Annotated in this window: 14 protein-coding genes; 5 read left to right on the top strand and 9 right to left on the bottom strand. The window is 65.7% G+C overall.

Translation table 11 applies throughout. The features are described 5' to 3' along the window. The 5 genes from ACE3S9_RS08840 to ACE3S9_RS08820 all read right to left on the bottom strand — a co-directional run. Positions 1-429, bottom strand: a 429-nt coding sequence (locus ACE3S9_RS08840; protein WP_374546078.1) for a sodium/proton-translocating pyrophosphatase, incomplete at its 3' end; no start/stop codon positions are given. A 187-nt stretch (positions 430-616) separates the two neighbouring features. Continuing rightward, positions 617-1,612, bottom strand: a complete 996-nt coding sequence (gene thiL, locus ACE3S9_RS08835; RefSeq protein ID WP_374546077.1) for a thiamine-phosphate kinase — start codon at positions 1,610-1,612, stop codon at positions 617-619. A 28-nt stretch (positions 1,613-1,640) separates the two neighbouring features. After that, on the bottom strand, positions 1,641-2,096 hold the full coding sequence (gene nusB, locus ACE3S9_RS08830; RefSeq protein ID WP_374546076.1) for a transcription antitermination factor NusB: 456 nt from the start codon (positions 2,094-2,096) through the stop codon (positions 1,641-1,643). Then, positions 2,096-2,578: a 6,7-dimethyl-8-ribityllumazine synthase gene (gene ribH, locus ACE3S9_RS08825; protein WP_374546075.1), complete on the bottom strand. Its 483-nt coding sequence runs from the start codon at positions 2,576-2,578 to the stop codon at positions 2,096-2,098. Before ribH ends, nusB begins: the two co-directional genes overlap by 1 nt. Positions 2,579-2,717: 139 nt before the next feature. Then, positions 2,718-2,975: a GlsB/YeaQ/YmgE family stress response membrane protein gene (locus tag ACE3S9_RS08820; protein WP_374546074.1), complete on the bottom strand. Its 258-nt coding sequence runs from the start codon at positions 2,973-2,975 to the stop codon at positions 2,718-2,720. 194 nt (positions 2,976-3,169) lie between these two features. Between ACE3S9_RS08820 and ACE3S9_RS08815 the strand changes: the two genes are divergently transcribed. From ACE3S9_RS08815 to ACE3S9_RS08805, 3 genes are all read left to right on the top strand, one after another. Beyond that, positions 3,170-3,679 (top strand): YidB family protein, encoded by a 510-nt coding sequence (locus ACE3S9_RS08815; protein ID WP_374546073.1) that lies wholly within the window; start codon positions 3,170-3,172, stop codon positions 3,677-3,679. A 263-nt stretch (positions 3,680-3,942) separates the two neighbouring features. After that, a complete protein-coding gene (locus ACE3S9_RS08810) occupies positions 3,943-4,434 on the top strand; it encodes a DUF3455 domain-containing protein (RefSeq protein ID WP_374546072.1) in 492 nt (163 codons plus the stop codon). Positions 4,435-4,546: 112 nt separating this feature from the next. Next, positions 4,547-5,263: a glutathione S-transferase C-terminal domain-containing protein gene (locus ACE3S9_RS08805; RefSeq protein ID WP_374546071.1), complete on the top strand. Its 717-nt coding sequence runs from the start codon at positions 4,547-4,549 to the stop codon at positions 5,261-5,263. A gap of 45 nt (positions 5,264-5,308) precedes the next feature. Here the strand turns inward: ACE3S9_RS08805 and ACE3S9_RS08800 are convergent, their stop codons facing one another. After that, a complete protein-coding gene (locus ACE3S9_RS08800; RefSeq protein WP_374546070.1) occupies positions 5,309-6,067 on the bottom strand; it encodes a glucose 1-dehydrogenase in 759 nt (252 codons plus the stop codon). A gap of 108 nt (positions 6,068-6,175) precedes the next feature. Here ACE3S9_RS08800 and ACE3S9_RS08795 point away from each other — a divergent pair, with 108 nt between their 5' ends. After that, complete coding sequence (locus ACE3S9_RS08795) at positions 6,176-6,481, top strand: ArsR/SmtB family transcription factor (protein WP_374546069.1); 306 nt, start codon at positions 6,176-6,178, stop codon at positions 6,479-6,481. 6 nt (positions 6,482-6,487) lie between these two features. Here ACE3S9_RS08795 and ACE3S9_RS08790 read toward each other — a convergent pair whose 3' ends face one another. Genes ACE3S9_RS08790 through nrdR form a run of 3 tightly spaced genes read right to left on the bottom strand, consistent with a single transcriptional unit; the run spans position 6,488 to position 8,699 of the window. Next, positions 6,488-7,108 carry a riboflavin synthase gene (locus tag ACE3S9_RS08790; protein WP_374546068.1) on the bottom strand — a complete coding sequence of 207 codons (621 nt, stop codon included), beginning with the start codon at positions 7,106-7,108 and terminating at the stop codon, positions 6,488-6,490. Continuing rightward, entirely contained in the window at positions 7,109-8,212 is a 1,104-nt protein-coding gene (gene ribD / locus ACE3S9_RS08785) for a bifunctional diaminohydroxyphosphoribosylaminopyrimidine deaminase/5-amino-6-(5-phosphoribosylamino)uracil reductase RibD (RefSeq protein WP_374546067.1), read from the bottom strand. 1 nt (position 8,213) lies between these two features. Then, positions 8,214-8,699 carry a transcriptional regulator NrdR gene (gene nrdR, locus ACE3S9_RS08780; protein ID WP_374546066.1) on the bottom strand — a complete coding sequence of 162 codons (486 nt, stop codon included), beginning with the start codon at positions 8,697-8,699 and terminating at the stop codon, positions 8,214-8,216. 232 nt (positions 8,700-8,931) lie between these two features. Here nrdR and ACE3S9_RS08775 point away from each other — a divergent pair. Then, positions 8,932-10,220, top strand: a 1,289-nt coding sequence (locus tag ACE3S9_RS08775) for an HAD-IC family P-type ATPase (RefSeq protein WP_374546065.1), incomplete at its 3' end; no start/stop codon positions are given.

Here is a 10,220-nt window from a genome sequence, read left to right as displayed (position 1 = left end):
CCAGAAATAGACCGAGACGCCGCGCAGCGCGAGGCCCGCCACCAGCAGGCCGGTGACCGCGCCCGCCTTGAAGGCGATGTCGAGGCCGCCCGCCAGCGACTGGGTGGCGGCCTGCGCGGTGCGCACATTGGCGCGGACGGAGACGTTCATGCCGATGAAGCCGGCGGCGCCGGAAAGCAACGCGCCGATCAGAAAGCCGATGCCGGTCTTCAGGCCGAGCAGGAAAACAAGAAGGACGAAAATGACCACGCCGACGAGGCCGATGGTCGCATATTGCCGTCGCAGATAGGCCTGCGCGCCTTCCGCGACCGCGCCCGCGATCTCCTGCATTCGCGCCGAGCCCGCGTCCGCCGCCATCACCTTCTGAATGGTGACGACGCCATAGACGACGGACAGGAGCCCGCCCAGAATGATGAGCCAAATTGCCATGCCTTCCGCCCCTTCTTCACAATTCCTTGGGTCAAGCCTGCCGCCGATCATTGGGTGTCGGCATTGTTCAGGATCAATCTCTTCTTTTCGCGGGGCAATGTTCCATAAAGGCGCAGGCGCGGCAATGGCGGACCTGAGCTTGGCGGACGAAAAGCCGCTCCGGACAATCCGAAGCGCGCCGGCCGCGTCAAAAGTGGCTGAATCGTTCTTGCCGGAAGGTCAGCGGCGCGCCATCGGGTCCGATCATGATATCGCCGGCCGAGGCCGGACCCACCATCCCGATCGCCGTGACCGGAACGCCCGAAGCCGCCGCCAAAGCCTCGAATCGACCGCGCGCTTCCGCCGGCACGGCGCAGAGGATCTCGTAATCGTCACCGCCGCAGAACAGCCGCTCGGTCAGGCCGGGCTCGGCCCGCCAGGCGGCGGCGGCGGCTTGCGACAGGGGCGCCATGCGCAGATCGATTCGCGCGCTGGTCCCGCTCGCCCGCATCATGGCGCGCAGGTCGCCGACGAGACCGTCGGAGACGTCCATGGCGGCATGGGCGCAGGCGCGCAGAGCCTGCGCGAGAGCCAGGCGCGGGCGCGGCGTCAGATAACGGTCGACCAGATCGGCCTGTTGCGCTGGCGCCAGCGCCGCGGCCCAGACCGGCGCCGGCGCGTCGGCAAGCTGCGCCTGCCGCAGGGCGAGGCCGAGCGCGCCGTCGCCCACCGCGCCCGAAACATAAAGCGCATCGCCCGGCCGCGCGCCGGTGCGCGGCGCCATCTTGCCCGCCGTCACCGCGCCCAAAGCCGTGATCGACAGCGTCAGCGGCCCCGGCGTCGCCACCGTATCGCCGCCGAGCAGCGGGCAATGAAAAGCCTTCGCAACCTCTCCAAGGCCGCGTGCAAAGCCTTCCAGCCAGGCCGGCTTCCAGTCGCCGGGTAGCGCAAGCGTGAGCAGGAAGCCGAGCGGATCGGCCGCCTTTGCGGCGAGATCGGAGAGATTGACGGCGAGCGCCTTGGCCGCGATGCGATCCGGCGGATCGGCCGCGAAAAAATGCACCCCGGCGACCAGAGCGTCGGCGGTGACCACCAGTTCCGTGCCGGGCGGCGGCGCGATCAGCGCGGCGTCGTCGCGCAGGCCGAGGCCGCCCTCCCCCGCGAGAGGCGCGAAATAAAGCGCGATCAGTTCCGCCTCGTTCACCCGCGCCTTCTCCGGTCGCGCCCCGGCCTCAGGCCGAAAATTCCTCGGCGCGGCATTTGCGCGCCAGAGCGTCGAGCACGGCATTGATCATGCCCGCTTCGTCGCGATCGAAAAAGGCCCCGGCGACATCGACATATTCCTTGATCGCCACGCGGGCGGGAATATCGCCGCGCCGCAGCAGTTCGAAGGCGCCGGCGCGCAGGATGGCGCGCATCAGGGCCTCGATCCGGCGCAAAGGCCAGCCCTCGGCCAGGGTGCGGTCCACGGCGCGGTCGATCTCGACCTGATGCTCCACCACCCCGGAGACGATGGAGCGAAAAAAGGCAATTTCGGCCGGCTTGTACTGGTCGCCCTCGACCTCCTGGCCGATCCACCAGGTCTCGAACTCGGCCAGAATCTCCTTCAGACCCTTGCCGGCGACCTCCATCTGATACAAGGCTTGAGCCGCCGCGAGCCGCGCGGCGGAACGGTTTTCGGCGGCCATCAGCGCGCCCCCTGTTTCAAACGATACATGGCAAGCGCCGCGCGGGCGGCGTCGCCGCCCTTGTCGAGCCGCGCGCGATCGGCGCGCTCCAGGGCCTGCTCTTCGTTTTCCGTGGTGAGAATTCCATTGCCGAGCGGAATTTGCCGCGCCACCGACAGATCCATCAGAGCGCGGGCGCTTTCGCCGGCGACGATCTCGAAATGATAGGTTTCGCCTCGGATCACGCAACCCAAGGCGATCGCGCCGTCATAGGGCGTTCCGGCCCGTTGGGCGCCGTCGAGCAGGATGGCGATGGCGGCCGGAAGCTCCAGCGCCCCCGGCGCGCGCGCGATCGTCCAGCGCGCCTCGGCCTGTTCGAGAGCCGCAATCGCGCCGATCAGCTGCATTTCGCCGATGGCGTCGTAAAACCGGGCTTCGACGATGAGAAAATGCGCGCCTGCGACCGAAGTCTGCGGTTCGGGCGCGCGGCTTGGCTCCGCCATGGGGCTTCCTGTGGTCTGACTGCTTGCCGAGAAGGCGAGTTGAATAGGACGTGCGCCGCCGCCGCGCAACCCCTTCGCGATGCGCGGCGACGCTGTTCGACAAGTCCTTCGCCTTTACCGGCCCAGACCGGGGGCGGCCTCAGGGCCTGCTGCTGCCCGTGAACGCGCGATAGATGACCTGCACTACCACCGCGCCGCCAACGGCAAGGAGCAAACTGCCGAGATTAAACCCCGTCACCCCGCCAAGGCCCAATTGGACGCCGATCCAGCCGCCAACCACGGCGCCGAGGATGCCCAGCACCACATTCATCAGGAAGCCCTGACCTTCCTTGTTGACCAGCTTGCTGCCGATAAAACCCGCGATCAGGCCGAAAATGATCCACACGAGCCAATTCATGACGACATCTCCTCATTCGGAGGCCGGACTTGGCGGCGCGACCTTCCGCCGCCGGGAGTGGGCCAGAACCGGCGCAGTAGAGCGCGAACTTGACCCTTATAAAAGAGAAATTCGTCACTTGCGCGAATGTTCCGGGAAAGACAGACTGCGCCTGCCGTCGCACCAGACGGCGCGCCTCTTTCGAGGAGGGAAAAATGGGTCAACTCGACGACGCCATCAATGAAGCGGTCCCCGGCGGCAATTTCACCAAGCCCTTGCTGATAGCTGTCGGCGCCTTGATTCTCGGCAAAATGTTCGGCGGGAAAAGCGAGGCGCCGGCCGCGCCGACGCCCGCCCCCGCTCCGCAGGAGGCTTCTTCCGGCGGCGGATTGCTCGGACAGCTCGGCGGGCTGCTCGCCGGCGCGGCCGCCGGCGGCGCGGCCGGCAGCGCGGCTTCGGGCGGCGCTCTTTCCGGCGGCCTTGGCTCGCTGCTGGAGCAGTTCCGCAACGCCGGCCTCGGCCAGCACGCGGATTCCTGGGTCGGAACCGGCCAGAACCAGGCGCTCACGCCCGATCAGATCAATGCCGTGATCGGCCATGGCAAGCTGGGCGAACTCGCGCAGCAGGCGGGGCTCGACCCCGCGCAATTGTCGCAACTTCTGGCTCAGGCCCTGCCGGCCGTCATCGACAAACTGACCCCCGGCGGCCAGTTGCCGAAGGCGTAAGGAACGAACCCCTCATCCGTCTGGACGGCCTCGGGCCGCCCAGACACCTTCTCCCGCAAGGGGAGAAGGGTGGGATTGCGGCGCGTCATCATGGCGTTGCGCTCTGGACGCAAGAGCGAAGATCAGACCGCCGGCTGTCGCGATTTTGGCGCCGATCGTCTCTATCCTTTTGGCTGGATGAAAACGTTTTGCTCGCGGCGCGCCGGCGCTCTGAATTGCAGCAATCGAAGGCCGGCGGCGCCCGTTCGCGAAAGGGCCGTCTCATGATTCATAGATTCGTTATTGTTGCGCCGGCTGCTCTCTTTTTCTCCGCCGGCGCCTTGGCCGACACCACGCCGCCCGCCAGCGCCCGTCTCATTCAGGAGGTCTATGCCGCGGGCGTCCAGATTTACAATTGCGAGGCGAGAGAACAGGCGCCCGCGTGGATCTTCAAGGGCCCCGAGGCAAACTTGACTAACGCCCAAGGCCAAGTGGTCGGAACGCATTTCGCGGGTCCAGCTTGGAAGAATATCGACGGAAGCGAGGTTGTCGGCGAAGTGATCGCCAAGGAAAATGCGCCCAGGGCCGAGGATATCCCCTGGCTGTTGCTCAAGGCCAAAAGCCATGAGGGTAGCGGCGCCTGGTCGCAGATAGCTTTCGTGCGGCGAACCGCCACCAGCGGAGGCATGGCGTCCAAGGATGGTTGCGACGCAGAGCACATTGGCCAGCAATTGCGTGCGCCGTACAAGGCGACTTACCAATTTTTTGCGGAATGACCCTTGATTAGATGGGAGGGCTTGCGACGCCCGAACCGGCGCTCATGCGCGCCGCTTCCGCTCCGGCGCGTCGTCTTCGCCGAGCCCCGCCGACAAAAGGACGGAAGCGGCCATGATCACCTTGTATTCTTACCCGTCCCTGTTCGGCGTCGCCGATAACAATGGCTATGGCTTGAAGGTCTTCGCCTTCTTGCGGCTCGTCGGGCTGCCTTTCGTCCACGAACATCTGTTCGACGCGTCGTCGGCGCCGCGCGGACAGCTTCCCTATATTGTCGACGATGGCGAAACCATCGGCGACAGCGAAACCATCCTCGCCCATCTGATCCGCAAATACGGGCTGACCATCGACGCCGCGCTGGGCGCGCGCGAACGCAACTTGAGCCTGCTTGTGACCCGCCTGCTCGACGACCTTTATTGGGTCATGTCCTATTCGCGCTGGAAGGACGAGCGCTTCTGGCCGACCTTCCGCGCCGCGCTCATGCGCGAGCACCCCAGCCTGACCGACGAGGGGCTGACAAAGGCCCGCGAGTTCAATTTTCAGCGCTATTATTTCCAGGGCGTCGGGCGATATGCGCCCGACGCCGTCTATACCCGCGGTCTGGCCGATCTTGCCGTCCTCGCCGACCTCATTCCCGATGGCGGCTTCATCCATGGCGACAAGCCCTCCAGCATAGACGCCGGCATTTACGGCTTTATCGCCAATATCCATTTCTACGATATCGACACGCCCCTGAAGCAGTTCATCGCCTCACGGCCGAACCTTGTCCATCACTGCGAGACGCTGCACGAAACCGTCATGCGGGCGCCGTCGGACGACGCAAAGCGCTGATCCCGGCGCGAGCGCAAGACGTGATCGCTTCGGCGCGCCGGGCGTTCACACCTGGGCCAAGCCGCCGTCGACGCTCAATTCCACACCCGTGATATAGCTCGCGTCGTCGGAAGCGAGAAAGAGCACCGCCGACGCGATTTCGGCGGGAACGGCGACGCGTCCGAGCGGCGCCGATTGTTTGACATAGGCGGCGAAGCCTTCCTGTTGTTCCTGCGTCAGTTTCAGCCCGTTGACGAAGATCGGCGTCTCCGTAACGCCCGGGCTCACCGCATTCACGCGAATGCCGCGCTCTTTCAGATCATTGGCCCATGTCCGGGCGAAAGAACGCACGGCGGCCTTCGACGCATTGTAGAGGCTGAGATTGGGCATCCCCTTGGCCGAGACGATGGAGGACGTGAGGACAACGGCGCCGCCATCGCGCAGCACGGGCAGAAGCGTCTGCACGGTGAAAAAGACGCCTTTGACATTGATGCCGATGATCCGGTCGAATTCGGCTTCGGACGTCGTCCCGAATGCATTATATTCCGCCACGCCGGCATTGGCGAAAATCACGTCGAGCTTTTCGCCGTCGCTTTCGACTTGCTTTTTCAGCCGGTCGAGATCTTCAAGGCTGGCGACGTCGCCGCGAACCGGGACAGCCTTGGCGCCGAGCGTCGCGGCGGCCGCAGCCAATGTGTCCTGCGAACGGCTGGTGATATAGACGCGCGCCGCGCCTTCGCGCAAAAAGGCCTCGGCCGCGGCGAAACCAATGCCGGTCGAACCGCCGGTCACGAGGGCGACTTTGTTGCTGAACCGATTGGACATGAGAGGCTCCAATTATTTCCATATTTCGGTTATATCGAAATATGGAAATATGGCGAAGGTTAGGCGTAAGCGCATGCGCGCCCGGCCGGTTCCGTTTATAGGGAATTCATGACCGCGCTTTTTCACCCCCGGCCGGAAGACATAACGCTGACCGCTTTGCTGGCGGCGCTTGGCGACCCGGTGCGGCTTGCGATTGTGCGCAACCTCAATTGCTGCGAGGACGGCAAGAATTGCGGGGCCGCCGCCCCCTTTCCGGACATTTCGCGCTCGACCCTATCCGGACATTTCCGCGTGCTGCGCGCATCCGGGCTGGTGTGGACCACCCGGCGCGGCGTCGAATATATCAACAGGCTGCGGCGCGAGGACATCGACGCGCGCTTCCCCGGCCTGCTCGACACGATTCTCGCGCTCTGAAAGGGATCAGAGGCTCGCGGCTTCGCTCAGCCGGGCGGCGTAGCGCGCCATGGTGTCGACTTCGATATTGATCTTGTCGCCCGCCTTGCGCCCGCCCCAGATCGTGGCGTCCAAAGTGTGCGGGATCAGCAGGATAGTGAAACGGGTCCCTTCGACCTTGTTGACCGTCAGCGAGGTTCCGTCGAGCGCGACCGAGCCCTTTTCGGCGATGAATTTCGCCAGCGCCTTGGGCGCCTCGATCTCGAAATGCGCCATGGCGTCGAAATCGCGCCGCGAAACCAGCGTCGCCACGCCATCGACATGGCCGGACACCAGATGGCCGCCCAGTTCGTCGCCGATCTTCAGCGCCCGCTCCAGATTGATCTTTTTGCCCGGCGTCCAGGCCCCGGCTGTGGTCACCGCCAGCGTCTCGGCGGCGGCGTCGACCTCCTGCCAGCTCGTGTAGCCGTCGCCGTCATTGCGCGGGCCAAAGCCGACCAGGGTCATGCAGACGCCGTCATGGGCGACCGAGGCGCCGAGGACCAGACTGTCATGCGGATAATGCGAAGCGATCCGCAGCCGTTTCAGGTCGCCGCGCGGCTCGACGGACACAAGCGTTCCGACGTCGGTGATAATGCCGGTGAACATCTAGATTCTCTCGTAATGGACGAAACGATCGGCGCCGAAATCACCCTGCTCCACCACACGGTAAGCCGCGGCGCCGGCAAGCGTTTCGCGCGCCTCCGCCGACAGCGCCTCGACGCCCTTGCGGCCGAGCGGCTTGGGGCTAGTGAACAGGATGGTTTCGTCGGCAAGGCCCTCAGCGATCAACGCCGCGCCGACGCGCGGGCCGCCTTCGGAAAAGACCCGCGAAATTCCGCGTGCGGCAAGCAGGCCCAGCGCGGCGCGCAGATCGAGCCGGCCGCCCTCCAGCGCGCAGGACTCAACCATCACGCCCTGCGCCTCAAGCGCGGCCCGCCGCGCCGAATCGGCGTCAGGACCGCAGATCGCCAGAGTCGGAAAATCCCGCGCGCCGACGACGAGGCGCGAGCGCAGAGGCAGATCAAGCCCGGCGTCGAGCACCACGCGCAGCGGCTTTCGGTCGCAGCCTGGCAGGCGAACGGTCATCAGCGGATCGTCGGCCAGCGCCGTGCCGATCCCGACCATGATCGCCTCGTGCATCGCCCGCAAAACATGGGTGCGCAGATTAGCCGCCGGGCCGGTAATGGCGAGGCGCGGATCGTGCGGGCCGCCGGCCGCCTGCCCATCCGCGGTCCGGGCGATCTTCAGCGTCACCATCGGCCGGCCTTCGGTGACGCGCAGAATATGGCCGCGATGGGCGCGCCAGCCCTCGTCCGGCAGGACGTCGGACTCGACCGCGATTCCGGCCCGCCGCAACGAAGCGTAGCCCTCGCCGGCGACCCGGTCGTCCGGGTCGGTCAACCCACCGACGACGCGGGCGATTCCGGCCGCAATCACCGCCTCGGCGCAGGGCGGCGTCCTGCCCTGATGCGCGCAGGGCTCCAGCGTCACATAGAGGGTCGCCCCGCGCGCCTGTTCGCCCGCCTGCGCCAGCGCCTGGGTTTCGGCGTGGGGACGCCCGCCAAGCGCCGTCCAGCCGCGCCCTACCACGACATCGTCCTTGACGACCAGCGCGCCGACGGCCGGATTGGGCGCGGCGGCGCCCAGATTGCGCCGCCCGAGCGCGAGCGCCGCGCGGAAATAACGCTCGTCCTGCAGGGACAACGCCATGTCAGGCGTCCTCTTCCTTGCGTTTGGCCGCCGCGCTTTCCTCGGAAAATTCGTCGAGCAGCGGGCCGAAATCGCGCGCCTCGCGAAAATTGCGATAGACCGAGGCGAAACGCACATAGGCGACTTCGTCGAGGGTTTTTAGCCCCTGCATGACCAGTTCGCCGATGGTTTCGGACTGAATTTCCGATTCGCCCTGGTTTTCAAGCTGGCGCACCAGCCCGTTGAGCATGCGGTCGACGCGCTCGGGATCGACCGGGCGCTTGCGCAAGGCGATCTGAACCGAGCGCACCAGCTTGTCGCGGTCGAACGGCGCGCGCCGACCGGATTTCTTGATGACGGTCAGCTCGCGCAACTGGACGCGCTCGAAGGTCGTGAAGCGCCCGCCGCAATCCGGGCAGACGCGGCGGCGGCGGATCGAGGCGGAATCGTCGGTCGGCCGCGAATCCTTCACCTGGGTGTCGAGACTGCCGCAATAGGGACAGCGCATCGGAAAGTCCCCTTTCGGCGCGTGAGAACGGCGCCAAGCCGCGAATCGGATCGAGGGGCGCACGTGGCGGACATTGTGCCGATTCGCGACAGCCGGAACAAGTTTTCGCGCAAAGCCACGGGAATTGCGGAAAAGCCGCGTCATCAGACCGTCATCGCAATGCCCATTGTTCCAGATTAAGGTGACGCTTTCCCATCCGCGATCATGATCCATCCGCCAGGCGGAAGACGCGATGAATATTTTGCAAAATCTCCAGATCAGGCAGAGCGCCCCGGGAACGCCAAAAACGCCGACCCATCGCCAGGCGAAGGCGGATTCCGAATTACTCTCCTGGAGCGCCCTCGCCGCGAACGACGTTCTGACGCGGCTGCGCGCCTCGGCCGAAGGGTTGGACGAAGCGGAGGCCGCGCGCCGCCTGCGCCAGTTCGGACCGAACCGCGTCACCCGCGAGCGCCGGCTGTCCATTGTCGAGGAGCTTTGGCTGCGGGCGCGCAATCCGCTCAACGCTCTGCTGGCCACGCTGGCGGCCGTGTCGTGGTTTCTCGGCGACGCCCGCGCGGCCATCGTCATCGCGGCCATGGTCGTGCTGGCGATCGCCACCGCCTTCATCCAGGAACATCGCTCCAACCAGGCCGCCGCGCGGCTGAAAGCGATGGTCCACACCACCGCCAGCGTCAGGCGCAGACTCGAGGCCCCCGACGCCCCGCCCCCGGAGGATCCTTTCGCCGAAATTCCGATGGAGCAGATCGTTCCGGGCGATATCGTGCGGCTCTCCGCCGGCGACATGATCCCGGCCGATCTGCGCCTGCTCTCGGCCAAGGACCTGTTCATCAACCAGTCCGCCTTGACCGGTGAGGCCATGCCGGTCGAGAAATTCGCGGAAAGCGCGGAATCCCACGACGATCCGTTCGAATCGCCCAATCTCTGCTTCATGGGCGCCAATGTCGTGTCCGGCTATGGGACCGGAATCGTCCTGCGCACCGGGGCTTCGACCTTTTTCGGCGCGCTGGCGGACGAAATCGCCGGCCGGCGCGCGCCGACCGCCTTCGACCTCGGCGTCGATAAATTCGTCTGGCTGATGGCCCGCTTCATCCTGGTGATGGCGCCGACGGTCTTCCTGATCAACGGCCTGACCAAGCATGACTGGCTGGAGGCGCTGCTGTTCGCGGTGGCGGTCGCGGTCGGCCTGACGCCGGAAATGCTGCCGATGATCGTCACGGTCAATCTCGCCAAGGGCGCCATCGCCATGTCGCGCGAGAAAGTGATCGTGAAGCGGCTGCACGCCATCCAGAATTTCGGCGCCATGGACGTGCTGTGCACCGACAAGACCGGCACGCTGACCCAGGACCGCATCATCCTGAAGCGCCATCTCGACATTCGCGGCGAAGAGTCGGAACAGGTGCTGGATTACGCTTATCTGAACAGCCATTTCCAGTCCGGCCTGCGCAATCTGCTCGATCACGCCGTGCTCGACCATGTCGAGACCCACAAGAAGCTCTGCGTCGATTCCGGCTACAAGAA

This window comes from Rhodoblastus sp. (assembly GCF_041915505.1).
Lineage (GTDB): Bacteria > Pseudomonadota > Alphaproteobacteria > Rhizobiales > Beijerinckiaceae > Rhodoblastus.
The sequence above is the reverse complement of the archived record's forward strand: the minus strand, read 5'-3'. Positions and strand labels throughout refer to the sequence as shown.

Coding starts and splice junctions, on each gene's coding strand:
- nusB (WP_374546076.1), bottom strand. CDS start 2,096: ATGGCCGCCGAAAACCGTTCCGCCGCGCGGCTCGCGGCGGCTCAAGCC.
- ribH (WP_374546075.1), bottom strand. CDS start 2,578: ATGGCGGAGCCAAGCCGCGCGCCCGAACCGCAGACTTCGGTCGCAGGC.
- ACE3S9_RS08820 (WP_374546074.1), bottom strand. CDS start 2,975: ATGAATTGGCTCGTGTGGATCATTTTCGGCCTGATCGCGGGTTTTATC.
- ACE3S9_RS08815 (WP_374546073.1), top strand. CDS start 3,170: ATGGGTCAACTCGACGACGCCATCAATGAAGCGGTCCCCGGCGGCAAT.
- ACE3S9_RS08810 (WP_374546072.1), top strand. CDS start 3,943: ATGATTCATAGATTCGTTATTGTTGCGCCGGCTGCTCTCTTTTTCTCC.
- ACE3S9_RS08805 (WP_374546071.1), top strand. CDS start 4,547: ATGATCACCTTGTATTCTTACCCGTCCCTGTTCGGCGTCGCCGATAAC.
- ACE3S9_RS08800 (WP_374546070.1), bottom strand. CDS start 6,067: ATGTCCAATCGGTTCAGCAACAAAGTCGCCCTCGTGACCGGCGGTTCG.
- ACE3S9_RS08795 (WP_374546069.1), top strand. CDS start 6,176: ATGACCGCGCTTTTTCACCCCCGGCCGGAAGACATAACGCTGACCGCT.
- ACE3S9_RS08790 (WP_374546068.1), bottom strand. CDS start 7,108: ATGTTCACCGGCATTATCACCGACGTCGGAACGCTTGTGTCCGTCGAG.
- ribD (WP_374546067.1), bottom strand. CDS start 8,212: ATGGCGTTGTCCCTGCAGGACGAGCGTTATTTCCGCGCGGCGCTCGCG.
- nrdR (WP_374546066.1), bottom strand. CDS start 8,699: ATGCGCTGTCCCTATTGCGGCAGTCTCGACACCCAGGTGAAGGATTCG.